This is a genomic window from Nitrospinota bacterium (genome assembly GCA_009873635.1).
GTDB lineage: Bacteria > Nitrospinota > Nitrospinia > Nitrospinales > VA-1 > LS-NOB.
Genome location: WAHY01000008.1, coordinates 60,762 through 86,183 on the forward strand (window position 1 = coordinate 60,762; position 25,422 = coordinate 86,183).

27 protein-coding genes and 1 pseudogene (1 of these 28 cut by a window edge) are annotated in these 25,422 nt (G+C 45.1%); 16 read left to right on the top strand and 12 right to left on the bottom strand.

The window, feature by feature from the left end:
• Positions 1-64: 64 nt before the first annotated feature.
• The 7 genes from rplS to F3741_06730 form a co-directional block, all read right to left on the bottom strand.
• A complete protein-coding gene (gene rplS / locus F3741_06700) occupies positions 65-490 on the bottom strand; it encodes a 50S ribosomal protein L19 (protein ID MZG30484.1) in 426 nt (141 codons plus the stop codon).
• Between the two features lie 55 nt (positions 491-545).
• Positions 546-1,094: an RNA methyltransferase gene (locus F3741_06705; GenBank protein MZG30485.1), complete on the bottom strand. Its 549-nt coding sequence runs from the start codon at positions 1,092-1,094 to the stop codon at positions 546-548.
• Between the two features lie 42 nt (positions 1,095-1,136).
• Entirely contained in the window at positions 1,137-1,835 is a 699-nt protein-coding gene (gene trmD, locus F3741_06710) for a tRNA (guanosine(37)-N1)-methyltransferase TrmD (GenBank protein ID MZG30486.1), read from the bottom strand.
• Entirely contained in the window at positions 1,816-2,319 is a 504-nt protein-coding gene (rimM, locus tag F3741_06715; protein MZG30487.1) for a 16S rRNA processing protein RimM, read from the bottom strand. The genes trmD and rimM overlap by 20 nt, the downstream gene beginning before the upstream one ends.
• A gap of 1 nt (position 2,320) precedes the next feature.
• Positions 2,321-2,551: a KH domain-containing protein gene (locus F3741_06720; protein ID MZG30488.1), complete on the bottom strand. Its 231-nt coding sequence runs from the start codon at positions 2,549-2,551 to the stop codon at positions 2,321-2,323.
• A 111-nt stretch (positions 2,552-2,662) separates the two neighbouring features.
• Positions 2,663-2,908: a 30S ribosomal protein S16 gene (gene rpsP, locus F3741_06725; protein MZG30489.1), complete on the bottom strand. Its 246-nt coding sequence runs from the start codon at positions 2,906-2,908 to the stop codon at positions 2,663-2,665.
• 114 nt (positions 2,909-3,022) lie between these two features.
• Positions 3,023-4,369 carry a signal recognition particle protein gene (locus F3741_06730; protein ID MZG30490.1) on the bottom strand — a complete coding sequence of 449 codons (1,347 nt, stop codon included), beginning with the start codon at positions 4,367-4,369 and terminating at the stop codon, positions 3,023-3,025.
• A gap of 148 nt (positions 4,370-4,517) precedes the next feature.
• Here F3741_06730 and queC point away from each other — a divergent pair, with 148 nt between their 5' ends.
• Both queC and F3741_06740 read left to right on the top strand, forming a co-directional pair.
• Complete coding sequence (gene queC, locus F3741_06735) at positions 4,518-5,204, top strand: 7-cyano-7-deazaguanine synthase QueC (protein MZG30491.1); 687 nt, start codon at positions 4,518-4,520, stop codon at positions 5,202-5,204.
• On the top strand, positions 5,201-5,521 hold the full coding sequence (locus F3741_06740; GenBank protein MZG30492.1) for a GIY-YIG nuclease family protein: 321 nt from the start codon (positions 5,201-5,203) through the stop codon (positions 5,519-5,521). Before queC ends, F3741_06740 begins: the two co-directional genes overlap by 4 nt.
• A gap of 580 nt (positions 5,522-6,101) precedes the next feature.
• On the opposite strand, the gene F3741_06745 is transcribed toward F3741_06740, so the two are convergent.
• Together F3741_06745 and moaB are read right to left on the bottom strand one after the other, a co-directional pair.
• On the bottom strand, positions 6,102-6,443 hold the full coding sequence (locus F3741_06745) for a hypothetical protein (GenBank protein ID MZG30493.1): 342 nt from the start codon (positions 6,441-6,443) through the stop codon (positions 6,102-6,104).
• Positions 6,444-6,629: 186 nt separating this feature from the next.
• Entirely contained in the window at positions 6,630-7,142 is a 513-nt protein-coding gene (gene moaB / locus F3741_06750; protein MZG30494.1) for a molybdenum cofactor biosynthesis protein B, read from the bottom strand.
• 130 nt (positions 7,143-7,272) lie between these two features.
• Between moaB and F3741_06755 the strand changes: the two genes are divergently transcribed.
• On the top strand, positions 7,273-7,980 hold the full coding sequence (locus tag F3741_06755; protein ID MZG30495.1) for an SDR family oxidoreductase: 708 nt from the start codon (positions 7,273-7,275) through the stop codon (positions 7,978-7,980).
• A 2-nt stretch (positions 7,981-7,982) separates the two neighbouring features.
• Positions 7,983-8,921: an RluA family pseudouridine synthase gene (locus tag F3741_06760; protein ID MZG30496.1), complete on the top strand. Its 939-nt coding sequence runs from the start codon at positions 7,983-7,985 to the stop codon at positions 8,919-8,921.
• Between the two features lie 933 nt (positions 8,922-9,854).
• Here the strand turns inward: F3741_06760 and F3741_06765 are convergent.
• Positions 9,855-10,370 carry a YchJ family protein gene (locus F3741_06765; GenBank protein ID MZG30497.1) on the bottom strand — a complete coding sequence of 172 codons (516 nt, stop codon included), beginning with the start codon at positions 10,368-10,370 and terminating at the stop codon, positions 9,855-9,857.
• Between the two features lie 834 nt (positions 10,371-11,204).
• Between F3741_06765 and F3741_06770 the strand changes: the two genes are divergently transcribed.
• The 8 genes from F3741_06770 to ychF all read left to right on the top strand — a co-directional run bounded on the left by F3741_06770 (position 11,205) and on the right by ychF (position 19,645).
• Entirely contained in the window at positions 11,205-11,642 is a 438-nt protein-coding gene (locus tag F3741_06770; protein ID MZG30498.1) for a hypothetical protein, read from the top strand.
• A complete protein-coding gene (locus tag F3741_06775) occupies positions 11,591-12,421 on the top strand; it encodes a prepilin-type N-terminal cleavage/methylation domain-containing protein (protein ID MZG30499.1) in 831 nt (276 codons plus the stop codon). The genes F3741_06770 and F3741_06775 overlap by 52 nt, the downstream gene beginning before the upstream one ends.
• A gap of 4 nt (positions 12,422-12,425) precedes the next feature.
• Positions 12,426-13,775: a hypothetical protein gene (locus tag F3741_06780; GenBank protein MZG30500.1), complete on the top strand. Its 1,350-nt coding sequence runs from the start codon at positions 12,426-12,428 to the stop codon at positions 13,773-13,775.
• A 105-nt stretch (positions 13,776-13,880) separates the two neighbouring features.
• A complete protein-coding gene (gene rodA, locus F3741_06785; GenBank protein MZG30501.1) occupies positions 13,881-14,981 on the top strand; it encodes a rod shape-determining protein RodA in 1,101 nt (366 codons plus the stop codon).
• Positions 14,982-15,062: 81 nt separating this feature from the next.
• Positions 15,063-16,589: an Rne/Rng family ribonuclease gene (locus tag F3741_06790; protein MZG30502.1), complete on the top strand. Its 1,527-nt coding sequence runs from the start codon at positions 15,063-15,065 to the stop codon at positions 16,587-16,589.
• Positions 16,589-16,921 (top strand): outer membrane protein assembly factor BamE, encoded by a 333-nt coding sequence (gene bamE, locus F3741_06795; GenBank protein MZG30503.1) that lies wholly within the window; start codon positions 16,589-16,591, stop codon positions 16,919-16,921. Before F3741_06790 ends, bamE begins: the two co-directional genes overlap by 1 nt.
• A gap of 89 nt (positions 16,922-17,010) precedes the next feature.
• Complete coding sequence (locus F3741_06800; protein ID MZG30504.1) at positions 17,011-18,429, top strand: MFS transporter; 1,419 nt, start codon at positions 17,011-17,013, stop codon at positions 18,427-18,429.
• 118 nt (positions 18,430-18,547) lie between these two features.
• On the top strand, positions 18,548-19,645 hold the full coding sequence (gene ychF, locus F3741_06805) for a redox-regulated ATPase YchF (protein ID MZG30505.1): 1,098 nt from the start codon (positions 18,548-18,550) through the stop codon (positions 19,643-19,645).
• Positions 19,646-19,651: 6 nt separating this feature from the next.
• On the opposite strand, the gene F3741_06810 is transcribed toward ychF, so the two are convergent.
• The gene (locus F3741_06810) at positions 19,652-20,623 is read right to left on the bottom strand and encodes a D-glycerate dehydrogenase (protein ID MZG30506.1); all 972 of its coding nucleotides are present in this window, start codon (positions 20,621-20,623) and stop codon (positions 19,652-19,654) included.
• 67 nt (positions 20,624-20,690) lie between these two features.
• Here F3741_06810 and F3741_06815 point away from each other — a divergent pair, with 67 nt between their 5' ends.
• Positions 20,691-22,112 carry a radical SAM protein gene (locus F3741_06815; protein ID MZG30507.1) on the top strand — a complete coding sequence of 474 codons (1,422 nt, stop codon included), beginning with the start codon at positions 20,691-20,693 and terminating at the stop codon, positions 22,110-22,112.
• A gap of 65 nt (positions 22,113-22,177) precedes the next feature.
• On the opposite strand, the gene F3741_06820 is transcribed toward F3741_06815, so the two are convergent.
• Entirely contained in the window at positions 22,178-22,720 is a 543-nt protein-coding gene (locus F3741_06820; GenBank protein MZG30508.1) for a pyridoxamine 5'-phosphate oxidase family protein, read from the bottom strand.
• 189 nt (positions 22,721-22,909) lie between these two features.
• Between F3741_06820 and F3741_06825 the strand changes: the two genes are divergently transcribed.
• From F3741_06825 to F3741_06835, 3 genes and pseudogenes are all read left to right on the top strand, one after another.
• Positions 22,910-23,542, top strand: a complete 633-nt coding sequence (locus tag F3741_06825; protein ID MZG30509.1) for a radical SAM protein — start codon at positions 22,910-22,912, stop codon at positions 23,540-23,542.
• 13 nt (positions 23,543-23,555) lie between these two features.
• Positions 23,556-24,668: an A/G-specific adenine glycosylase gene (mutY, locus tag F3741_06830; GenBank protein MZG30510.1), complete on the top strand. Its 1,113-nt coding sequence runs from the start codon at positions 23,556-23,558 to the stop codon at positions 24,666-24,668.
• A 65-nt stretch (positions 24,669-24,733) separates the two neighbouring features.
• Positions 24,734-25,422, top strand: a pseudogene (locus F3741_06835) (cation transporter); it runs 520 nt beyond the window's last position.

The window sequence follows — 25,422 nt, forward strand, 5'->3', positions numbered from 1 at the left end:
TTTTTAGTTAATTTGAAACTGGTAAGAGAGGAAGATAGAAAGACGTGAGAGAGCTTGAAAATGCTCAGGCATTTTTGGCAGCAGCTTTTGCGGCTTTCGCTTTTTTGCCACGGGTCTTGGTCTTTTTCGCCTTGGTCGTTGGACGGGCTGTCTTGAGTTCTTTCAGGCGAGCCGCCTTACCACGCAGTTCGCGCAGATAATAAAGTTTGGCCTGGCGCACCTTGGCACGTCTAACAATCTCAATTTTTTCGACTCTGGGGGAATGAAACGGGAATATGCGTTCAACCCCAATGCCGAAAGAAATTTTACGAACGGTGAGTGTCTTTCGAACCCCGCCGCCACGCATTTTAATGACCACGCCTTCGATCACCTGAATACGTTCTTTTTCACCCTCAACAATGCGCATGTGCACCTTGACGGTGTCGCCGATATGTACATCGGCAACATCCTTTTTCATTTCTTTTGCTTCAATCTGATCAACTAAATTCATGAACCTCTCTCCTTCGGGTACTATAATTAACTGATTTATTATTTTTGATTCCTTATCAAGATCCGCTTCTACCTAAAAGGCGGTCTAATATAATTGCTATCGCTCCTCTTACCGGCAGGTGATTGAACCCGCTATTGCCTTTAATAGGTTCCAACACGCAATCAGCATTAAGGATCAGGTTTTTTTCCAGCCCCCAACCTGTACCAAAAACCAGAAGCGTTGGGCCATTCTTTTGCAATTGCTCTTTCAGGGCCTCGAACCCAATGCTGTTAGGCACCTGCCTGGCTCCGGTGACCACTACGCAGGGTTTTTCTCCGCTCTGCTCAGTCAATTCGACAACCGCATCATCCAAACTTTTTATGACCCTGGTTTTCAGCAGCGCTTCTTTTCGACTCGGGTTGTATTCCGCCCCACGCCCTTTAAGCCAGTGCCCCACCAACCTTTCGACAAGTTCCTGCTGGGTCTTTAAAGGCGTTACCACATAAAAACCGCCTATACCATATGTCCGGCAAATGCGCGAAATATCGTGCACATCCAAAGTTGTGACAGACGATACCACAACTTCTCCGGATTTGTTATAGACGGGAAAGTGGACCAGCGCCAGGTGTATATTCGAGTATTGCGCCTTATCCAAAACCAACCTGCATCAAATCCGTTTATCTTTGTCGAGCAGGTCGGGTCTAACCTGCGCGGTTTTTTTTAACGCTTCCGCTTTTTGCCAGTCGCGTATTTTTTTTGGATCACCAGAAACCAGAATTTCCGGAACCTTGAATCCCTGATAATCACGAGGCCGGGTATATTGCGGGTACTCCAACAATCCATCGTGGAAAGATTCTTCCACCACCGACTCCGGGTCGCCCAGAACTCCCGGCAACAATCTTGATACGGCTTCAACGAGAACCATAGCCGGAAGTTCGCCACCGGTTAAAACATAATCACCAATAGAAATCACCTCGTCTACATAATGTAGACGAACCCGTTCGTCAATGCCTTCGTACCGACCACAAACCAGAGTCAGACCAGGTAAGCGCGAAAGCTCCCACGCTTTGCCCTGGTTAAAAGGCTGACCTGACGGGGATAATAGTATCGTCCGGGTATCGGGGACTTCCTTTTTAACCGCGTCAAGAGCGCGGGCGATGGGTTCTACATTCATGACCATCCCCACCCCGCCTCCAAAAGGAGTATCATCCACCTTCCTGTGCTTATTCAGGCTGTAGTCGCGCAAATCATGAAGGTGAATATCAAGCAACCCTTCTTCGCACGCCCGCTGGATAATACTATCTCCAAAAGGAGACTCAAACATCCCCGGAAAAATACTGACAATGTCAAACCGGAGTGTCCTCAAACAAACCCTCAATACGATGAAAAATCAGTTTTTTCTTTTCCAGGTCAATGGACTTGACCACTGAATCGATCATGGGAAGCATCCATTCACGATCCCCGTTTTTCACTACATATACATCATTGCTCCCCGTAGGGATAATTTCATCAATGACACCATAGAGTCGACCTTCATCATCGAAGACTTCAAGGCCTTCAATCTCAAATCTGTAATACTCTCCCTCCGGCAGAGGCTTAAGACATTCCCGGTCCGCCAAAACTTCTTTTCCGGTTAGAAGCTTTGCCGAGTCTATATCGTCAATACCTTCAAGCTTGATAATGAAAGGAACGTTCGCGCCACGAATTGATTGAACCTTAAATTCCTTTTTCTCCAATCGCACCTTCTGACCACATAAAGAACCGGCTTCTTCCGGGTCATGAGGAAAAAACTTCAACTCTCCTTTCAGGCCATGGGTTCGAGCAAGCTTGCCAAACGAAATCCAGTTCATATCACTCAATAATTTCCAGCACAGCCCTTTTTTTCAATTTGGTTGCTGTTGCATTAAGGATCGTGCGCATGGCCCGGGCAGTTTTTCCCTGTTTGCCAATGACCTTTCCCAAGTCTTCTTTTGCGACTCTCAGTTCCAGTACAGTAGTTTTTTCGCCTTCCACTTCCTGCAAGTCTACTTCTTCAGGCTTGTCCACTAATGACTTCGCAATCATCAAGATGAGATCTTTCACAATAACCTCCCAGTTCACAGGAAACGAACTTTTGCATGATGAAGAGCAACAGAAAATATTGATCTCAGTTCGCGCAATTGTGAAAATCGTGGTTTTGCGAAATGATTGAGCCTACGCCTCGACCCCGGCCTTTTTGAACAGAGCACCTACGGTTTTACTGGGCTTGGCACCTTTTTTCAGCCAGGCCTGAGCTTTTTCAGCGTTAACCTTACAGCCCTCTTCTTCCTTTAGAGGATCATAGGTTCCAAGAATCTCAAGAAACCTACCATCTCTTGGCATTCGGGAATCCGCGGCCACAATCCGGTAAAAGGGTTTCTTTTTTGCTCCTCGTCGAGTTAATCGAATTACAACTGCCAATGTACTTTCTCCTAGGTTACGGGCATTGCCCGGTAAAGATGGCATTAATAAAACGCCAATGAATAAAATAAAAATACTTAAATGATTTCAGGCAACAGGGTGTCAAAAAAAATATTAAGGAAACCGACCCGGCATTCCCCGCCCACCCATCAAACTGCCAAAATTCATACCACCGCCACGGGAAACTTTTTTCATCATCTTTTGCATTTGCGCAAACTGCTTCAAGAGTTTGTTCACATCATTGACCCGGGTGCCGCTTCCCTGAGCAATCCTTCGTTTCCTGCTGGCGTTGATGATGTTATGTTTTTCGCGTTCCTTAACCGTCATGGAGTTGATAATCGCTTCGACCTGAACAAAGGCGCGGTCATCAATTTTTAAACCTTTTGTCAGCTTGCCTGCGCCGGGAATCATCCCCAGCAACTGCTCCATCGACCCCATTTTCTGGACCTGTTTGAGCTGGTCTCGAAAATCTTCCAGGGTGAAGGCGTTGCGCTTGATTTTTTTCTCTAATTTTTCCTGCTCTTCCTTTTCAAAATTCTGCTCCGCCTTTTCGACCAGGGACATGACATCGCCCATGCCGAGAATACGGGAAACAACACGGTCTGCGTGAAACGGTTCCAGCGCATCAAGTTTTTCTCCCATTCCCATAAAGCGAATGGGTTTGCCTGTCACCCTTTTGATGGAGAAAGCCGCTCCTCCACGGGCGTCACCATCCATCTTGGTGAGGACAACACCGTCTATACCAACCGCGTCATTAAATGTCTTGGCGATGTCAGCAGACTGCTGACCCATCATCGCATCGGCCACAAACAACACTTCATGTGGCTCGACTGTTTGTTTGATCTGCTTTAATTCTTCCATCAAAGCATCATCAACCTGCTGACGTCCGGCAGTATCAATGATCACCACCTGGCTCATTTTGTTGACGGCTTCATCCAGCGCTTTTTTACAAATCGCTACCGGGTCGTTCTCTTCCTCCGCGTCATACACCGAAACTTCCAGGTCACGCCCTAAAACATGCAACTGTTCAATTGCCGCCGGACGGTAAACATCTGCCGGAACAAGCAGACAGCTTTTACCTTTTTCTTTAAACCGTTTCGCCAGCTTACCGACAGTGGTGGTTTTACCCGACCCCTGAAGTCCTGCCATCAAAATTATAGTAGGTGGCTTTGGAGCAAGCTGGATATCAACAAACTCATCACCAAGCAAATGCGTCAAGTGATCGTTGACAATCTTGACCATTTGATGCCCGGGAGTCAGACTTTTTAAAACTTCCTGACCTACTGCTTCGACTCGGACTTCAGCAATGAAATCCTTGATAACAGGCAGACTGACATCTGCCTCGATCAAAGCTACCCGAATTTCACGCAGGGCTTCATCAACATCGGTTTCCTTAAGGACACCGCGGCCCTTTAATTTTTTGTAGATCGCATCAAGGCGATCGGATAAATTATCGAACATGTAAAATCGGGCTAAACCCTTTAAAATTAAGGGGACTATCCACTTTTATTGTAAGCAGATTAGTATATAATAACAACCCGCAATGCGCAAGCTGATAAGATTAACCCTTTAGCGCGTAGAGCGCAACAGAAAAACACCCGGAAAACCTATGAAATCAGTAGTTTTATTGAGTGGCGGCCTGGATTCCACCACCACTTTGGCCATAGCCAAAAAAAAGGGGTTTGAGCTTTACTGCCTCACCTTCGATTACGGTCAACGTCATCGTATTGAGCTGGACCGGGCAGGTAATATTGCCCGGCATTTTGGAGCCATCGACCATCAAATTGTCAATATAGACCTTCGCCAGTTCGGCGGCTCGGCTTTGACCGATTCCATTGATATACCAACAGGTCGGAGCCAAAAGGAAATTGCGTCTGAAATTCCCATCACTTATGTTCCCGCGCGCAACACAATCTTCCTGTCATTTTGTCTGGCTTATGCGGAGGTTAAAGAGGCCAACGACATTTTTATAGGTGTCAACGCTGTTGACTATAGTGGTTATCCCGATTGCCGACCCGAATTTATCAAAGCGTTTGAAACGCTCGCCAACCTGGCGACTAAAGTTGGCGTGGAAGGAGAACAACCTATTAAAATTCATACTCCCCTGATCGAACTCACTAAAGCTGAAATCATAAAAAAAGGTTTGGGACTGGGAGTGGATTATTCCTTAACCCATAGTTGTTATGATCCTACAGAGGGCGGGCTGTCATGCGGTGCGTGCGACAGTTGTCAACTTCGGCTGAAAGGGTTTGAGGAAGCGGGGGTTGAAGACCCATTGATTTATAAAATCCCATGAACGTCATTGCGAGGAGCCTACGGGCGACGAAGCAATCCAGATCAAATGAAAAAACCCTCTATTTATATCATGCAAACAAAAGAAACGGCACTCTTTATACTGGCGTGACGAGTGATCTTGTAAAGCGAGTCCACAAACATAAAAATGCTGCTGTAGAAAGGTTTGCAAAAAAATATGATTGCAAGCTACTAGTCTATTACGAATCACATGAGAGTATGGACAGTGCTATAACTCGTGAAAAACAGATCAAGGCTGGTTCACGCGAGAAGAAACTTGAGTTAATAGAAGAAATGAATCCTGATTGGGAAGATCTTTAGAGTCAAATACTCTGACGGTAATCTGGGGTAATCACCATTTATGTACAACTTTTGTAAAAAAACTGAGAATAACCTAAGAACGTCATCACGAAAGACCTAAGGGAGTGTGGTGATCCAGTTTCTTTCTGGATTGCTTCGTCACTATTGTTCCTCGTAATGACGTCTGAAATGGGCATCGCCTACTTATTCATCTCGTTTTCTGTTTTAACCAGATCACTTATTCGAATCCGCAATGAACCCCAAATTAATGAAACGATTTTGAAAGCTGTAACAATATCGACTGCTATCTTCGAGCAACCATTTTCCAGCATTTCATGACGCGTTTCCAATCGCCTCTTCCCTGAATTTCTTTGGAAAAAAATAACCGCAAAATATAATTATTTTTTCAGCAAAGACTCTATTATTGAGAGGGGATATCAAAAGTCTGGATACCTATTCGGGGCACGAAGGCTTAGGTAAAACAATACGCACGCTGGCACGCCCCCTCTAGCGAGGGGAGCAATTTTTCATTGGCTCTTTAAACCGAGTTAATCATTGTCAGCATAACAAAGTCATTGCCCGTTGGCCCCACGCCCAGTGGTTACATTCTTGAGCCTTCTTCTTTGCGTTCATGCATTTCTTTTTGCATCATCTGGTGGGCATCTTCTTTCATGCCGCTCCCTTCTTCCTGTAACGAATGCTCCATCTGATGTTTTTCATGGTCGTATTTGCCATATTTCTTTTCATAATATTCTTTGGAATGCTTACCGCTTTCCCTGTATTCATGAGCCATGCCACTTGCTTCATGCCCCATGTCCATTGACGAGCCACTGCCTTCTTCATATCTTTCCATGTGATGCTCTTCACCATCATGAGCGAAAGTAGAAGTGGAAAACAACATTCCTATTACGAGCAGCAAAATTGCGAAAAGAATCTTTTTCATTATGATCTCCTAAAATTTAAACGTCAGGTAAAGAGTCTGACTACAAGAATAACAGTTTTGACTTTCCACTAAAAATAATTAACTGGATCGCTACGCCGCAATACGGCTCGCGATGACAAAGATTGAGATTTTTAAATTAGGCGGTCACGAAGCGTCACAGCCCTTTTGCCAACGGCCGCTGGCCGGTTATTTTTCGAGAAGGCGCGGCATGAGTTCTACCAGATTACAGGGTTTGTGGGTGCTGTCCAGCTGGTGAACAAGAATCTGGTCCCAACCGTCTTTGCAGGCTCCGGTAGAACCTGGCAAAGCGAATAAAAAAGTTCCGTTGGCGACCCCCGCAGTACATCGGGATTGCAGACTCGATGTCCGGATGGTTTCATAACTCAACATGCGGAACAGTTCACCGAACCCCGGGATAGATTTTTCATATAACTCCTCAAAAGCTTCGGGAGTGATATCGCGACCTGTAACACCTGTGCCACCTGTAGCAATCACCGCATCGACTTCAGGACTGTTGATCCATTTTTTTAATTGCTCCTGAAGCAATGCTTTCTCATCTTTAATAATTTTCTTTTCCACCAGATTATGTCCAGCGTCTTTGATCCTGTCGACTAAAATCTTGCCAGACTTGTCATCCTCTTCCGTGCGAGTATCAGAAACCGTTAACACGGCTATGTTCACACATTTTTTCTCACTCATTGTTGTCACTCCTCTTACCTGAAAATATTTCGAGAACTCAAAACGGTTTCTATTAAAACGCAGAACCCGGTTTATGTTAAATTGAAGAATAACTGGTAAGTATACCATAAGCAATTTGTGAGGATCAAAAGTGCCAACAGCCATTGTGACAGGAGGAGCGATTCGCATAGGCCGGGCGATGGCTCTGCATCTGGCCCGTAAAGGGTTCAACATCGCCCTGCTTTATCACAGTTCGGGAACTGCAAGCGAAGAAACCATCGCCGAGGCCCGGTCTCACGGAATTCAGTGTCAGGGTTATGCGGTAGACCTGAGGAGTCTTAAAGAGTCCGAGTTGCTGGTTGATAAGATCGTTAAAGATTTCGATGATTTAGAGCTGTTGATCAACTCCGCGGCAAACTTTATTCAGGAAAACGTCGAGCAAACGCAGCTTGATACGCTGGTCGATACTTTCAACCTCAACCTCATGGCACCTTATTTACTAATGCGCGAGTACAAGCGCAAAGTGAACAAAGGTTTGATCGTCAACATTCTTGATGAACGTGTGGCCAGAACACTGCCAGCCTTCGCGGCTTATTCTGTCAGCAAAGTGGGCTTGAAACATTTAACAGAGCTGGCCGCGGTGGAGTGGGGAAAAACCATCCGGGTCAACGGCATAGCGCCGGGACTCATCCTGCCGCCACAGGGTGGGCCCCCTGATTATCTGGAAAAAGCCGCGGTGCAAGTTCCCACAGGCACTCATGGCAACCTGGACGATCTTCTTAAGGCACTGGATTACCTGATGGAAAATAACTTTGTGAATGGTGAAACCCTTTTCGTGGACGGTGGCGAGTCTCTCTAGCTATGGAACAATATGAATTCGAGGTAGGTTCTTCCTCCAGTAGAGAGAGGTTGGATATATTTCTTTCAGAACAACTGAAAGAGATCAGTCGTTCACGGTTAAAAAAACTGATTTCTGAAAACAAGGTAACTGTCAACAAGATTAGCCGACCAGCGGGTTACAAAGTTCGAGAAGGAGACCAGATCATGGTCCGGGTTCCTCCTCCTGTTCCCCTTGACACTACCGCGGAACCCATACCCCTTAATATTATTTTTGAAGATGAGCACTTGATCTCATTGGATAAACCTGCGGGACTTGTCATTCACCCTGCGCCGGGACATTCTTCGGGAACGCTGGTCAACGCCTTACTGCACCATTGTAAAAACCTGTCTGGAATAGGAGGAGTAGAACGACCCGGTATCGTCCACCGGCTTGACAAGGACACTTCAGGATTGGTCCTGGTTGCCAAAACCGAATCTGCCCACAATAATCTAGCGGCACAATTTAAAAAACGTGAAATACGCAAAGAATATCTGGCGATCGTAAAAGGGAATGTAAAAAAAGATTCGGGCTCGATTCAAACCAGCATCGGCCGCCATAAGGTTCATCGTAAAAAAATGGACACAAAAACCCCAAATGGCCGTGAAGCTTCTACAGATTATGAAGTTGTGCACCGATGCAAAAACTGGTCATTTCTGAGGCTTTGGCCCAAAACAGGCAGAACCCATCAGATTCGGGTTCATTTAGCTTCAATCCATCACCCCATAATCGGGGATCAGCTATATGGAGGAAAATCAGTCGATCTCAAGATGCCCAGGCAAGCCTTGCATGCCCATACACTCAAATTGAAACACCCGGCTACAGGTTTGGATCTTATTTTTCAGGCTTCAATCCCAAAAGATATGATTGATTTCCTACAATCCATAGGATACGACCCTACAGGAAAAATTGACACCCCATAAGGTTTGACATTTCCGCTCACTGCTTTATTTAAAGCTTAATATTTCAAGTTGTACTAAATTTTTCAGCTGTGAATTATCTGTGGAAAATTTTCCCAAAAAAATCTCCAATATTTTTAAATCTCTCATGCAAAGAGAGCTTTCTTAGCAAAAAATCAAAATTCCCCTTATAATTCAATTAACTAAGAAACCTTAACACAATTGTCGAAAAAGCATTTACATAAAATTAGGTAGCCTCAGGTTTTCCACAATTTTGAAACATGAACACATTTTCGAAAAGAGGCTTAAAATAAAGGAGAAGAAGGGGTATCAAAATCCTGTCAGGCATTTTCCCTTTATATTAGCTTGTCAAAAAACATTACATAATTGGAGTCGTAACTAGTCCATTTATAACCCTAAAAATAGGGGGGAATTCGGCAAATGAATTTTGACGCTGCCGTTGCCCTTAATATATTTGAGCATTCCTCGAGTGATTTATAAATCGCCCTGACACATCCAATGTTTTCAAGGTAAAGAGAAAACAACATTGCTTTCACCCTTTGAATCCGGGTTTTTCCTGCATATTGACTCTAATTCTCTTGCCTGACAAGGACTTTAGAAGATCCCTCACTGAAATCAAACCTTTTCCACATAATTTGTGCAAAAGCTGTGGAAAACAACGTGCAGAGATTCTCTAACATCTGATAAAAAAAGGCTTTTAGGGCGACCGATTAGAAATTATACAGAGTGTATAACCCTTTGTTTTTCAAAATAATTCAGTATTTTTTCATATTGTAAATCTATCGAGAATCGAACGAAATCTTTTGGGCCTGAACAAGCTTTATGCATTTACTAAGAAGGTGCCTATTTTGAGCCTGATTGACTAAGAATTGTCTTGAGGAGTGGATCAAAAGAACTCTGATGATAACCAGATATGAATGTGGCAGGAATTGCGATCTAGCCACAGCATTTTTTATATTTCTTCCCACTTCCACATGGACAGGGTTGGTTGCGACCTATTTTGGCTTCTCCACGTACTACGGTTTTTGGTTTCGTCGCGTGTGAAACAGGTACAGGAGGTAGGGTGGAGTCCTTGCGGCTATAGACCCAGCGCCCATTGACTTTATAAAAACGGGAGGATTCTCTCAAGGTTTGCTCGGTATCCTCCTTAGTATAATGCGCGACAAAATCCACCTGCCCCTCAGTATCGCCATGACCTCCAGCCCGGGTATTCATTATCTCCAGCCTCTTCCAAACCACCCCGTCATCGATCAGGTCTGACCCCAGCCTGGCCATTTCCTTTTTCTCTTCCGGGTGACTGGTGATCACCAGATATTCCCAGTTTTTCTGAGTGAAAGCTGTATAGCGAGACCGCATCAAATCTTCAGCTGTATCCGGCACAACGGTTCCCCGGATCAAGGGACCGCAACAGTCTGTATAAGGGAAGTCAGAACCGCATGGGCAATCTTTCATTATGGACAATCCTGTGTTGATGACTGATTCATGCTGTATCTAAAAAATGTGGTAGAGGAGTTCCAGTGGATTTCAAGCCCACTCCAAAAACAAGCATATATTAAACAGATTTTCTTTTGAAAGGAAATGCAGGTCTCTGGCCTTTACGCTCCGCCAGACGCGAAGGTTTTTTTTCAACCTCTTCGCCATCTTTTGCATTTTTGTCAATGGGGGGTTTAGTTTTCTCGGCACCCTTATCCTGATTCAGATCACTCATTTTCATTCTCCAAATCTTTCATCGATTCATTCTTAATAATTAATAGCATACGCGTCATGGGACACCAAAAAATTAGTTCGTAACTGATAACAATAATTCAAACGGATATATTCAGACAAAGGACTTATACTAATCAAGATATAAATCTGGTATATGAGTTAAAAACACACTGATCAGACCGCCCTCTCAAAACTACTGAATTTTCGGCCAAAACCCCCACAAACAGGTGATTAATAAAGATCTCACCTGGCGCTTAATAGAGAAAAATCACAAAATTTGCAATAAACTGTATAAAATAAGAAACAGTAATGCGCACTTAATCCCCATCTGAAGTCCTGTATTTACGGGAAGAAAAATATTTTTCCAGCAAATTGTTGAATATAAAGACCTAAAAAAATCGCTGGCTAACATTACGAAAGTTTGGCCCCTATTTTGCTTCTATAAATGGTGAGGGTTTTATTCAATCAAGCCCATATAAAAACTCCCCTCATTCGTGGGGGTTGATCGGTGAAGTTTTGCATTCATAATAAAAAGGCTGGCTAATGATTAAGGGTTGATTCACTAAGGTGGCGCAATTCATGAATCCGATAAAAAACAATTCCGGTTTCACCATGGTCGAAGTTCTGGTTGCAGCGGTTCTTCTGGTACTTGGGTTGGTCATGTTTATCATGCTCACCGGCAATGTCATCGGACAAAACACAAAAAGCACCAAGGAGTCTGTAGCCACCTCCCTCGCTCAAGACAAAATAGAAGAAATTAAAAACACAGCGTTGTCCGTCTCGTTGGCAGGAGCAGACTCTTTGGACTCACCGGCATATTCCAGTAGCTGGAGTGCGACAACGGGTGGTGAAGTGATTGACTCTGAAGGGGACACAGGAACATCTGACGCGATATATACCCGAACCTGGACAATCACTGCCCATGGAACGCTCTATTATTATTATACGATCGTTGCCAACGTCTCATGGGAAAACGGCGCGAATACCGTAACTTTGACTTCTCAACTATCTCAATAAAAATGAAGCCATTATTAAAGCGCACAAAAAATCAAAGCGGCTTTACGATGGTCGAGTTGTTGATCGCCTCCACAATTGGCCTGATCGTTCTTGGTGTATCCATTTATATTTTTACCGATCAGGAAGACACATTAAACAGCGAAAACATTAAAACCAACCTGCGTGCAAAGGGTCGTCATGCTATAAAAGTTTTGACCAAGGAACTGCGAATGTCCGGTTTTGGTTTGCCACCCGGACTTGGAATATCGGCTCCCGATCCTCTCGCTGATGGTTCGACCATTAGTTTTCGAACCAATATTGGTGACGTCCGCACCACGACACCTCCGTCAGCAGGTTCTGGAGGAACATCGAGTTCAAACTCCATATCCACCGTTGATGGAAGCGGGTTCAGCAATAACGATAATATAATTATTTACAACCCTTCTTACGATCAATACGAGTTTAACTCGGTTAGCGGAACACCTTCTGCTTCAAGCATACCCCTGAGTTCAGGGCTAGCCAATTCCTATACTTACGGCGTAAATGCCAACCTGGTCACCATTCATAAATATAATGATGTCACCATCGCTTTATCCGGGACCAGTATAAACAAGACGGTTGATGGAACCACAACCGCATTAATCACTGATGTGTCATCCACTGACGGATTGGCATTTGAATTTTACGGAGAAACCGAAACCTCTCAACTGAACACGGTGGGGGTAACCGTGAATATGGTGTCTCCCGTGGACTCCCGCCTGACCATGCAATTTAAAACGGATATTAATTTAAGAAATTAGTCCTATGAAAACCAAAACAGATAAAAAAAATAAGTGCGATCACAAAAGAATAATATTCAAACCATACCTTGAGAATCAGGATGGAATAGCCCTGGCCACCGGCGTCATAATCTTATTGATGTTAATCGTATTTTCTGCTGTGGCAGTAAACATGTCGACTCCGGATATTAAACGCACCAAGGACTATACCAAAACGCGCACTGCCTTTTATCTGGCGGAAGCGGGAATCCAACGCGCCGTCAGCTTTTTCAACTACGATTCAAGTGGCGACAGCCCCGGAGAAGTTGATAATGGGTTTGACGATGAAATTGATGGCTCTAACTGGCCTACGGGAACCTTCTCCAGTATTGCCCTGGGCAGCGGCACCTTTACGGTCACCATAACGGACAATAATGATGGGGACTCGGACACGACTTCAGATGCCGATAAGAGTATTTTTCTAACTTCAGTCGGAACATTTGGAACCACCACTTCCACGATCGAAGCACATATCCATCGTCCACTTTATAAAAGCAAAGCCGCTATTTCTACTGAAGACGATCTGACCATAAATGGTAATCCTACTGTAACAGGTACTGCCGGAATCGTTCACACTAACGGTGATATGACTGGAACTTCCAATAACGTTTCAGTCGCACAGACAGCCAGTGGTTCCTGCAGTAGCCCATGTATTTCAGGGTCAGCTTCAGTTTCACTTCCGACTATTAATCCAGCCGACTTCAAGAGCTACGCGGATTTCTGGCTGAACTCGGACGGAACCATTACCGATGTGAACGGGGTCTTCAACTCAGGAACCCAGTGGTCCTTTGCGGAAGGGTCATGCAGCTGTCCTTTAGACAGCTGGAATCACGTCACTACTGGGAACGCAGAAAACAGGGGCTGGCATGCCGGGGGTGGTGGGTCTTCCCGGCATATGTATAACGGGATGTATTACTCAGATCTTAACATCCATATCTCCACCACCGATGACTACAGCGATAACTCTGCCCCCTGGCAGGCCACTATTCTGGCGGAGGGAGATATCAATGTGGAGGCCGGTGCGGACATGATCAATTATAAAAACGGAAGTCATACTGAAGACATTCAAAACCTGTTTATGGTCACTGCTGAGGACATAGATTTTCAAGGAAACTTTTCCCAGACAGTGGATGGTGTTTTTGCCGCCAAGGAGCAGATTGAGTTAAGTGGAGACGCTGATATAAACGGGTTTGTGATCGCATCCAACGAAGCCTCTGTCAGTGGAGTGGTTAACGCTAATGCAATCGGAGGTGGCATGAGCATCAATTACGATGCCAACATAACGGCTCCTTTCCTGAGCAATGTTGTGACCATCCTTACCTGGCAGGAAACTTAAACCTAATTTTATGCTGTCCGGCTGAACCACTCGCCACCTGCCTGAACAACCTGGCAGAATCAAAAATACTCCATAATTTTCAACGGGTTATGTTAAGATCGTAGCATGATTGATCGGCGCCTTGTTTCCAACTTCAACTGGTGGTTTTTCCTGACGTGCCTGGGCATTTCTATTCTCGGTGTCATAACCATCTACAGCGCCAACCATGGTCGTCCTGAAGCTTTTTTTCGCGGGCTTTATATCAAACAAATTTACTGGATTGGTTATGGACTGGTGGCCATGCTCATTGCATTGGTCCTCGATTATCGTATCTTCAGCCGTTATGCCTACCTCATTTATGTTCTAACTATTCTTGCGCTGGGTTATGTGCTGGTATATGGAGTGATCGCCTCAGGTTCCCGACGCTGGATTCATATTGGCTCGATCAGTGTTCAGGTTTCTGAATTCGCGAAGGTGTCATTGATCATTGCCCTGGCTAAATATTTCGAATCGGGAAAGATGTCGAATCAATACACGCTGAAGGACCTGATCGTTCCGGCCCTGCTTACGGCGGTCCTGGGGGGACTCATCGTTGTCCAGCCTGATCTCGGCACCACCATGATGATCTTTTTCATTTTCCTGGTATTCGTAGCCGCCATTGAAATGGAAAGAATGACCCTGATAAAACTTTTCACAGGCGGACTCATGCTGGCTCCCGCGCTCTGGTTTTTTTTGAAGGACTACCAGAAAACCCGGCTTTTAACTTTATTCAATCCCGAACTGGACCCACTCGGAGCAGGTTATCACTCTATCCAATCCAAAATCGCGATTGGTTCAGGGGGGTTCTGGGGTAAGGGTTTGCTTGCGGGAACCCAAAGCCGGCTTAACTTTCTTCCGGAAAAACATACAGATTTTATTTTTTCAGTGTTTGCGGAAGAAACAGGTTTTTTAGGAGTGGTTGTTCTTTTATCCTTATTTCTTTATGTCATCCTGAAAGGTTTGAACATCGCGTTTCGAGCCGCGGACCGGTTTGGGTTTTTTCTGGCCCTGGGTCTTGTCGGCTCCATCACGTTTTATATAATCTTTAATGTTGGAATGACCGTCGGTCTTTTCCCCATCACCGGAATCCCCTTGCCTTTCCTGAGTTACGGGGGCTCTTCTCTCATCACTCATTTTTTTGCAGTCGGTCTCTTGTTAAATGTTGAGATGCGAAGGGCAATGCATTAAAAAATGAATTGTGTTTTTTTCAGGGCCCGCCCCTTTGACATGTTATAATTCTTACATCGTCAACACTGACTCAGGAATACCATGTCTTCTGAAATACTGATAAATTCCAACCAGCGTGAAATTCGCGTGGCGTTGATGGAGAACAATCAGGTCTCGGAATTATTCATCGAGCATAAAACCAACAAGGGAATTGTTGGAAATATTTATCGGGGCAGGGTCACAAAAATTCTTCCTGGAATGCAGGTGGCCTTCGTTGATATAGGAATGGAAAAGGCCGGCTTTCTATATGTTGGAGATATCGATGTTGTTGATATGCTTGGACTCGAAGAAGAAGTAGACCCCCCTGCTCTCGAGGAAGAAACGGAAGACCCTTTTTCAGGAAAACCCGGCAGGCCCAACCATGGAATCCGCATTCAGGATATTCTGCAGGAAGGCCAGGAGATTCTTGTGCAGGTTGCCAAAAATCCACTCGGAACCAAGGGGGCCCGGATCACCAATTACATAACCCTACCGGGACGATACCTGGTCTACATGCCAACGGTCAATCATATAAGCGTTTCCCGTCGCATTGAAGAAGAAGATGAGAGAGAACGGCTGAAATCACTGGTCAGTGAAATTGGTAATCCCGGCGAAGGTTATATTGTCAGAACTGCCGGACAAGACGCGACAAAGGCGGAGTTTGATTCCGATCTCAAGTTTCTTCACCGCTTGTGGGATAACCTGAAACTAAAATCTGAAAATCTAGGCGCTCCGCATCTGGTTTACGAAGACCTGAACCTGATCTTCAGGTCCATTCGTGACCTTTTTACCAATGATACCGAGCGGTTGGTGATCGACTCCAGTTCAGATTTCAACAAGTGTGTTGAGTTCTGCTCCACCTATCTCCCCCATTTGTCAGATAAGATTGAGCAGTATAAAGACCCAATGCCGATTTTCGACCATTATGGTATCGAAATGGATATCAACCGGGCCCTGGGCAGGACGATCTGGCTGAAATCAGGGGGTTATATCACAATTGATCAGACCGAGGCCCTGGTTGCCATTGACGTCAACACAGGAAAATATGTCGGGCATAGCGACCCTGAAGACACCATCCTGAAAACCAACCTGGAAGCGGTGAAAGAAACCGTATACCAGCTTCGCCTGAGGAACATCGGTGGCATCATCATTGTGGATTTCATTGATATGGCGAAGGAGGAAAGCAAAGAAATAGTTTCGAACGCGCTGAAACAGGCACTTAAATCAGACCGGTCCCGAACCCGCATCCTCAAAATTTCTGAATTGGGGCTGGTGGAAATGACCCGCAAGCGAGTGCGTGAAAGTCTCTCTCAAACCCTTTGCGAACCCTGCGACTATTGTGAAGGAAAAGGGTATATCAAAGGGACGTCTACCGTCTGTTATGAAATAATCCGGGAAATTCAGCGCCGTGGAACCGACAACATAACCAAAAAGAAAATCGATATTGAAGTGCACCCCAATGTTTATGACATGCTGTTTGAAGAAGAAAGCAGTTTCCTTGAAGAAATAGAAAAACAGAACAATATAGAGATCACCTTTCAAGTAAACCCGAAACTGCATCGCGAAAAATATGTAATTGTGGCATCTTGATGCAGATAAAATCGATGCGGATGAAGAACCAATCAATACTGAATATTTTTCTACTTGCTGTTGTGCTTCTTATGTATGGCTGCGGCACTACTGGCAAGGATTTTAACGAGTCTCTTTACAAAAATATTGTTGTAGGAACAACAACCCATAAAGAAATACTGGCAATGTTTGGACCACCCTTTAAAAAGGGTATTCAAAATGGAAATAAAATCTGGACATATCAATATAATGTTTACAACGCTTTTGGAAAAGATACCACTAAAGACATGATCATAGTCTTTACTCAGGATGGAGTGGTGAAATCCCACCAGATGATGTCTAACAAACCATAAAGCTTTGACAGTAAACAGAAACCATCGTTTTCCCCGCCGTTTTCTTTCCTGCAATAATTCATTCTATTAATCTTGAATACAGCAACACGATGTTCGGTTTCAACAAATCCCAATGGGGCACACTGCACCTGACCTGGGTGGCATTTTTTCTGACATTTGTAGCATGGTTCAACCTGGCGCCCTTCAACTCTACGATCATGCACACTTTTCGTCTCTCTTCTGACGAGATCAATGTATTGATGATTTGCAATGTGGCTTTGACCATCCCAGCCAGGATCATCATTGGTTTCTGGGTCGATAAATATGGTCCCCAAAAAGTGTTCAGTGGACTATTGGTTTTTTCCGCCCTGGTGTGCTTTGGGTTTGCACTGGCGAATAATTTTGAGGTCATGCTGATCACCCGTTTATTGATGGGAGTGGTCGGGGGCGGTTTCGTGGTGGGGATTAAAATGATTGCCGAGTGGTTCCCCCATGAAAAGATGGGAACGGCACAGGGTATTTACGCGGGCTGGGGCAACTTCGGTTCAGCATTTGCGGCGTTTACACTTCCCGGGGTTGCTTTTTTCTTTCCCGAAGACATCGGGTGGCGGATCGCAACGGGTATTTCAGGACTCTTATGTCTTATCTGGGCTGGCGTCTACTACAAATTTTGCCAGGATGCCCCGGGTAAGGGCAGAGATTTTCCAGTCGATCCGCATGGTGTGATCGAAGTCAACTCGTGGTGGGACCTTGCCCTGCAAATCTTTATTCTCATGCCGGTTTATGGAGCCTTCGCGCTGATCATTTGGAAACTTTCCGGACATCCCTTTTCCCTGATCTCACAAACCCTCTCCATGTCTCTTTTCCTCGGAATAGCATTGCTCTTTTTATTGAATGCAATACGCTGTTGGACAGTCACAGTGCCCCGATTGCAAAATCCCCCTCTCGACAAAGAAAAATATTCGTTCAGCCAGATCGCCATATTAAGCCTGGTGTATTCTCTGACTTTCGGTTCAGAATTAGCAGTTGTTTCAATGTTCCCACAGTTCATGGAAACAACATTTTCACTTTCTGTGGGATTTGCAGGAATGCTGGGAGCGAGTTACGCCTTTATGAACCTGGTGGCAAGACCGGGAGGAGGGTGGATTTCCGATCGATTTGGTCGCAGGAAAACACTTTTCATCATGGTATTTGGAGGAATGGTGAGCCACTGGTGTATTGGCGAGATTGATTCCGGTTGGAGTCTCACAAGCACCATAACCCTTGCTTTAGCAGGATCCATTTTTTTTAAAGCAGGCAATGGAGCTTGTTTTGCCGCAATTCCTCTCATTTCCAAGCGCCTGACCGGAAAACTTGCAGGCCTCGCAGGAGCCTATGGTAGTATCGGGGCAGTTATTTTTCTCACCCTGTTCAGTTTTGTAACCCCACAGGAGTTTTTTAAAATAATCGCAGGCTATGCTTTTCTGGTATTCTTATGCCTGTTTTTCTTAAAACCTTTCCGGGCCACGCCCGAAGGAGACAGGACTTAGATTTAAAATTGAACTGCGATTTTACACCCCGAATTTTATTTTTTAATCCATTCCCGCTGACAGAGGGAACCAGAGAGATTTATTCAAACCAAAATTATAATAAAGGAAATTAAGTTTTATGGGATTCACTTGCGGCCTTGTCGGCCTCCCCAATGCGGGGAAATCAACACTGTTTGGTGCGTTGACACGAACCAAAGCCCAGGCGGGGAATTATGCCTTTACAACCATCGAACCAAATAGCGGTATCGTGCCGGTTCCCGATAAGCGCCTGGATACCATCACCCAATACATTAAAACCAATAAAGTTGTTCCCACAACGATGGAGTTTGTCGACATTGCCGGACTGATCAAAGGCGCGTCCAAGGGAGAAGGACTCGGCAACAAATTTCTCGGCCACATCCGTGAAGTGGACGCCATTGCCCATGTCGTTCGCTGTTTCGAAGACGGCAATGTTCCCCATGTCAGCGATGTGATTGATCCGGTCGCAGACATCGAAACAATCAACACTGAATTAATGATCGCGGACATGGAATCGCTTGAACGCCGAAAAACCAAGATAGAAAAGCTGGCAAAATCAGGGGACAAGGAAGCCCGTATGCAAGTGGAGGTTCTCGACAAACTTGCCGATTCCCTTGATCAGAACCAGCCGGCACGAACCGTCACCGGATTCAATGAAGAGCAAATCAACTATGTAAAAAGTCTGACACTTTTGAGTGCCAAACCCGTCCTTTATATCTGCAATGTCATGGACCCGGGTGACACAGAGAATGAACTGGTGCAAAAAGTAAAAGAAATTGCGGAACAGGACGGCTCTTCGGTCGTGGCACTGGCGGGGAAAATTGAAGGTGAAATTATGGAGATCGAAGATCCGGAAGAACAGGCCATGTTCATGGAAGAAATGGGACTGACAGAAACCGGGCTAGACCGCATGATTTCTGCCGGGTATGGATTGCTCGAATTATCCACCTACTTCACAGCAGGAGAAAAAGAAACCCGGGCCTGGACAATCCCCAAAAACTCCAAAGCACCCCAGGCGGCAGGAGTGATTCACACCGACTTTGAAAAAGGATTCATCCGCGCGGAAGTTTACAGCCTGGAAGACCTGGAGCAATACAAATCAGAAGCGGCGATTAAAGACGCGGGGAAACTCAGGGTTGAAGGAAAAGATTATGTCGTCGAGGACGGCGACATCATGCACTTCCGTTTTAATGTCTGACAAAAATCACTTTCCCCAGGAAGGCACCAGGCACCGCGGGGTTTTACCTGCCAAAGCATCCAGAACATTATCTGCAACAAGGTTTGCCATTTTATCCCTTGTCTCATAACTCGCACTGCCTATATGAGGAAGTAACATCAGGTTCTCTAATTCGGTCATGCCTTCAGTGAGTTCAGGCTCATTTTCATAAACATCCAGTGCCGCGCCGGCAATTTTTTCTTCTTTCAGAGCTTCAACCAGGGCTTTATCATCCACCACTTTCCCCCGGGCTGTATGAATGAAATAAGCTGTGGGCTTCATCATCAAAAATTGCTCCTTGCCAATCATGTATTGAGTCTGTTCCGTTAAGGGAGCATGAACACTAACGAAATCCGATTGGCGGAGTAATTCCTCCAGCGACACGAAAACCGCATTCAAATCCTGCTCTTTTTCTACAGGCATTCTATTTCTATTGCAGTAAAGGACCCGCATCTGAAATCCCGATGCCCTGCGGGCAACCGCGGAGCCAATTTCCCCGCAACCCACAATACCGAGAGTTTTTCCATAAACATCTCCGCCCAGATACATTTTCGCCTGCCAGCCTTTGAACCGGTTTTCCCGGGTAAAGCGTTCAGCGGGAACGATTCGTCTGGCTGCTCCCAGAATCATCGCCCAGGTCAAGTCGGCGGTAGTTTCATGTAAAACTGCAGGAGTATTGGTCACCCAAATGCCCTTTTTAGACGCATATCCCACATCAATATTGTTGAATCCAGCCCCATAATTGGCGATGAGCTTCAAATTCACCGCACAATCAATAATGTCCTGGCCGATTTTGTCCGATAAGTAAGTGACAAGAACATCGCTTTCAGAAGCATATTTTTTCAGTTCTTCAGTTGCAGGCGGATTTTCCGTCTGATTGGTCCGCAAGTCGCAGTGAGGACCCAGTTTTGCCAAAGCGACCTCGGGAAACATATTGGTTACAGTAACTATGGGCATCACGCCGTCCTCTCTAATTTCTGTGGTAAAATTAAGGGCCTAATATTAAAGGAAAAAGTTGTTCAATCCCATGAAAATTTTATTCCTCGTCCCCCCCGAAACCATTTCTCTGGAATCTTCAGTTCCAAAAGCACTAGAAGGTGGTAAAGGCTATTATCCAAAACTAGGGCTTCTCTATGTTGCCGCCTATTACGAGCGGGAAACGGGAAACACTGCAACCTTCATCGACTGCCCACCTGAAAATGTTTCAGAAGAAGATATGCTTGCGCGTGTCAGGGAAATTAAGCCGGATATGGTCGCCATGAGTATCATGACTTTCAATCTGCTCGATGCATTGCGCACCGCAATGGTACTGAAGAAAGAGAATCCAAATATAAAAATCTGCCTCGGCGGTCCGCATGTAAACTTATACCCCAAAGAAACTCTCGACCAGCCGGAAATCGATTATGTGGTTTTTGGTGAAGGAGAAAAAATATTCACCCGCCTGGTTCTGGCTCTGGAAAATGGCAATGAACCTTTGTCATCTATCAACGGCCTGGGTTGGAAACAGGATAATACATCGAATATCAACCCGGCGGAAACTGAGCTTCTTGATCTTGATGAATTACCGTTTCCCGCACGCCACCTTGTCGATGTTTCAAGTTACCAGCACATAATTGGAGAGGGGCGGCAGTTCTTCACCATCCAGGCGACAAGAGGCTGCCCGGCGGCTTGCACCTTCTGCGATATCCGAAAAACAAAGTTCCGAATACGCAGTCCTGAAAGTGTTGTGAATGAAATCGAAGAACTGGTCAAAATGGGAGTGGACGATTTATTTTTTGTTGATGACACCATCACCATCGACAAAAAAAATGTGTTGGCGATTTGCAAGCTGATCGTTGATCGGGGAATCAAAATAAATTTCAAAATTTCCGCCAGGGTGGACACCATCAACAAGGAAGTTGTGGCCGCTCTCAAAAAAGCAGGATGCTACCGCATCCATTTCGGCATTGAGTCCGCGACTCCAAAACATTTGCAATATCTTCAGAAAGGCCAAAGCCTGGAAAAAGTTGAACGTGCAGTCAAAATGACACGTGAAGCCGGTATAGGATTCTTCGCCTACATGATGATTGGCATCCCTCATGAGACTAAAGAAGAAATGTTCGCTACCGTGGACTTTGCCAAAAAACTGAAACCTGATTACGCGCAGTTTTCAATCTGCACGCCTTACCCAAAAGTAGAACTCTATTATCAAATGCTGAGTGAAGGTATCGTTCCAGAAGACTATTGGCAGAAGTTCGCCGAAAACCCCAGCCCGGATTTTAAAATCAAGTTCTGGAACAAAGATTTTTCAGAAGAAGAGTTGCGCCAGATTCAGGATGAATGCCATGCTCGGTTCTACCGCAGCCCCACTTACATCATGAAGCAAATTACCCAGTTGAGATCCTGGACCGACTTCACCGCCAAAGCACGTATGGGTACCAAAATCCTCACCAGTCGGTTAGGTATTTAGTAAAGCTTTGACAATCCTTTTTTCAAAACAACCGGTATTCTTTATTTACTTCTCACCTATAGGGGCTACTCAAGAATTCTTGTCGGTTTGCCATCTATACTGGTCTGGTTTTTTTCTTTCCAGTAGTTTTTAACTCCCTCATCACCTATTTTTTCTGTCCAATAAACCAGGTCGCTCCTGTCCTCCTGATACTTATAATTTGGCACCGCAAATCCACAAGAAGTTTGTGCGGAATCAATATCCAGCAGGAAAATCTGACGCGATCCGGGGTAATCCGGAAACAACTTGATCCATTCCGACCACTCTTCATCTCTGGGGTGAATGGCTCTGGCCTTCCCGTAAATTCTAAGGATCAACGGTTTCCCTTCAAAGGAACAGAACATGAGAGTCATGCGGGATTTCTCAAGTATATGCGCGGCGGTCTCATTGCCGCTGCCTGTCAGGTTGAGCCAAATCAACTGATTTTTGTTGAGGACTTTAAGACTATCCATGCCCTTGGGAGAGACATTGACACGGCCATCAGAGGCCGCTGTGCCAACAAAAAAGATTTTCTGGTCGGCGACAAACTCCTGCAGTTTTTCATCCAGTTCCGTATAAAATTTACTCAAAGTTTAATGAACCTCCTTCCATGAAATATTGTAAAATTACAGGGAATCTTTAAATATTGCCTGTGGCCATGAGCGACCCTTATGAAATTAAGGGTCATAAGTTGACACAAAGTAGAATCATCGAATTATTAGAGGCCCTTAAAATAATCTATCTAAGAGAGAATATCCAGACAGGATTTCAGGAGTAGAATGCTTAAAGTTAATGAAATTTATGCCAGCATTCAGGGCGAATCTTCTCATACTGGTCTGCCTTGTATCTTTGTCCGTTTAACAGGCTGCAACTTACGATGTTCATGGTGTGATACCGCCTATGCTTTTCATGAAGGCCGTGAACTCTCTTTGGAAGAAGTCGTTCAACAGGTAGAAACTTTTTCTCTGCCCCTGGTCGAAATCACCGGCGGTGAACCTTTGATGCAGGAAGATGTTTACCCACTTATGGAAGCTCTCCTGGAAAAAGGTTATAAGGTGATGCTGGAAACAGGCGGGGCCATTCCGATCGACAGGGTTCCGGAAAAAGTCATCAAAATCGTCGATATCAAGTGCCCCGGAAGTGGAGAAGACAAAAAAAACCATCTTCAAAATCTGGAGTTTCTTTCCGAGCATGACGAGTTAAAATTTGTACTGCTTGATCGTGCCGATTATGAATGGAGTCGTGACTTGTTGAAAAGTATAAACCCAACCAACCAGATTTTGTTCTCTCCGGTGTATGACAAGCTCGACTTGAAAGATCTGTCTCAATGGATACTGGAAGATAAATTAGCCGTGCGTCTGCAGACTCAACTCCACAAAGTCATTTGGAGCAAAAACGCTATAGGAGTATGAGGTTCCTCTATCCATGAGTGATATTGCCAATCCACCAAAAGGTACCTGTCTAAAAACTCTGCAAAAAAAATTACTGAACTGGTACGGAGAAGAAAAGAGGGAAATGCCCTGGCGAAACGATAGAAACCCTTACCGTATTCTTGTTTCAGAGTTCATGTTACAGCAAACCCAGGTGAAAACAGTCATCCCGTACTTTGAGCGTTGGATGAAATCTTTCCCCACCGTGCAAAAGCTTGCCAGGGCCCGGGAGTCTACAGTATTAAAACATTGGGAAGGGCTGGGATATTATTCCCGTGCGCGAAATTTGAAAAAATCCGCTCAAATAATCCTTAAAAATCATTCAGGCAAGGTTCCGGATTCGATGGATGAAATTCTTAAACTTCCCGGTGTCGGTCGTTATACAGCGGGAGCAGTTTTAAGCATCGCCTTTGACCAGAAAGTACCAGTTCTTGACGGAAATGTTAAAAGGGTTTTGTCGCGGATTTTTTTGCTCAAAGAAAACGGGAGCAACCGGAAATCAGAAAATATTTTATGGGAAACCATGCAAGCCCTGCTTCCAGAAAAAGGAGTCGGCAATTTTAATCAAGCCTTCATGGAACTAGGTGCCACAGTATGTCTGCCTAAAAATCCCCTTTGCCTGCTATGCCCACTGAAACAACTTTGCAACGCCCAGAAAAACGGGGAACAGGATCTATATCCACCTCAAAAACAAAAGTCCCCTTCCGCGAAAATTGAAGTCAGTGCTGCCGTCATCTTTCGACGTAACAATATCTACATCCAGAAAAGGAAAGTTGGAGGGCTTATGGGTGGGTTATGGGAATTTCCAGGGGGCAAATTCAAACCTGGCGAATCACCCGAACAATGCCTGCACCGCGAAATCAAAGAAGAGCTGGGTGTGACTCTCCACTTGGACGAAAAACTAATGGTCATTAAACACAGCTATACCCGCTTCAGGGTAACCTTGCATGTTTTCCTTTGCCGACTGCGTTCAGGCAAAGTTTCTCCTTCGCAATGCGATGAGTGGACCTGGATCCAGGCAAAAGATTTGGAGACATACCCTTTTCCAGCCGCCAATGTTAAAATTATTAAGAGCCTTGCTACTAGGCGTAGGGCCAACGAGCAATAGCCTGGTTTATAAGCACTTGCCCAGTTGCTACCTGCGGCTACTTTTTAATTTCTCTTTGTTGAACCATGACCTCCGGAATCAAAGCCATTATTATTGGTGCTGTTGCCAATCTACTGCTTACAATTTTCAAGTTTGCAGGAGGAATTCTCGGGAACAGTGTTGCTCTGGTCGCAGATGCTATCCACTCACTATCTGATCTAGTGACAGATGCTATAGTTCTTTTCACCCACCGAATAGGCAAGATACCTCAGGATGAGAACCACCCTTATGGGCATGGACGTGCTGAGACTATCGGGGCCACCGTTATCGGGTTGCTCATCATCGCAACCGGCATAGGCGTTATCCATGAAACATGGGAAGCGATCAACAACGGTTCCAGGGAAATGCCGGGCATGCTGGCTGCTTGTGCCGCGCTGCTTTCAATTATTATTAATGAAGGACTTTTTCATTATACGCGTAGAGTCGGGGAGCAGACCCAAAGCCCTTCTTTGATAGCGAATGCATGGCACCACAGAACCGATGCGATTTCATCGATTGCAGCTTTAATAGGAATTATTGGAGCATCGCAAGGATTCTCTTTTATGGACCCTCTGGCTGGCTCAGTGGTCGGTGCCATGATTGTGAAGGTTGGATTTGACATTACCCGGGCAGGGGTACGGGATTTGATGGACACAGCCCTGAGCGATGAACACACTGAAAAGATCCATGCAATTTTAAAAGACATACCAGAAGTTCTTCACTTTCATGATTTACG

What these genes read in the sequence shown, in the direction of transcription:
- rplS (MZG30484.1), bottom strand. Translation starts at nt 490, where the DNA reads ATGAATTTAGTTGATCAGATTGAAGCAAAAGAAATGAAAAAGGATGTT.
- rimM (MZG30487.1), bottom strand. Translation starts at nt 2,319, where the DNA reads ATGAACTGGATTTCGTTTGGCAAGCTTGCTCGAACCCATGGCCTGAAA.
- F3741_06730 (MZG30490.1), bottom strand. Translation starts at nt 4,369, where the DNA reads ATGTTCGATAATTTATCCGATCGCCTTGATGCGATCTACAAAAAATTA.
- queC (MZG30491.1), top strand. Translation starts at nt 4,518, where the DNA reads ATGAAATCAGTAGTTTTATTGAGTGGCGGCCTGGATTCCACCACCACT.
- F3741_06740 (MZG30492.1), top strand. Translation starts at nt 5,201, where the DNA reads ATGAACGTCATTGCGAGGAGCCTACGGGCGACGAAGCAATCCAGATCA.
- F3741_06745 (MZG30493.1), bottom strand. Translation starts at nt 6,443, where the DNA reads ATGAAAAAGATTCTTTTCGCAATTTTGCTGCTCGTAATAGGAATGTTG.
- moaB (MZG30494.1), bottom strand. Translation starts at nt 7,142, where the DNA reads ATGAGTGAGAAAAAATGTGTGAACATAGCCGTGTTAACGGTTTCTGAT.
- F3741_06760 (MZG30496.1), top strand. Translation starts at nt 7,983, where the DNA reads ATGGAACAATATGAATTCGAGGTAGGTTCTTCCTCCAGTAGAGAGAGG.
- F3741_06765 (MZG30497.1), bottom strand. Translation starts at nt 10,370, where the DNA reads ATGAAAGATTGCCCATGCGGTTCTGACTTCCCTTATACAGACTGTTGC.
- F3741_06770 (MZG30498.1), top strand. Translation starts at nt 11,205, where the DNA reads ATGAATCCGATAAAAAACAATTCCGGTTTCACCATGGTCGAAGTTCTG.
- F3741_06775 (MZG30499.1), top strand. Translation starts at nt 11,591, where the DNA reads ATGGGAAAACGGCGCGAATACCGTAACTTTGACTTCTCAACTATCTCA.
- F3741_06780 (MZG30500.1), top strand. Translation starts at nt 12,426, where the DNA reads ATGAAAACCAAAACAGATAAAAAAAATAAGTGCGATCACAAAAGAATA.
- rodA (MZG30501.1), top strand. Translation starts at nt 13,881, where the DNA reads ATGATTGATCGGCGCCTTGTTTCCAACTTCAACTGGTGGTTTTTCCTG.
- F3741_06790 (MZG30502.1), top strand. Translation starts at nt 15,063, where the DNA reads ATGTCTTCTGAAATACTGATAAATTCCAACCAGCGTGAAATTCGCGTG.
- bamE (MZG30503.1), top strand. Translation starts at nt 16,589, where the DNA reads ATGCAGATAAAATCGATGCGGATGAAGAACCAATCAATACTGAATATT.
- F3741_06800 (MZG30504.1), top strand. Translation starts at nt 17,011, where the DNA reads ATGTTCGGTTTCAACAAATCCCAATGGGGCACACTGCACCTGACCTGG.
- ychF (MZG30505.1), top strand. Translation starts at nt 18,548, where the DNA reads ATGGGATTCACTTGCGGCCTTGTCGGCCTCCCCAATGCGGGGAAATCA.
- F3741_06815 (MZG30507.1), top strand. Translation starts at nt 20,691, where the DNA reads ATGAAAATTTTATTCCTCGTCCCCCCCGAAACCATTTCTCTGGAATCT.
- F3741_06825 (MZG30509.1), top strand. Translation starts at nt 22,910, where the DNA reads ATGCTTAAAGTTAATGAAATTTATGCCAGCATTCAGGGCGAATCTTCT.
- mutY (MZG30510.1), top strand. Translation starts at nt 23,556, where the DNA reads ATGAGTGATATTGCCAATCCACCAAAAGGTACCTGTCTAAAAACTCTG.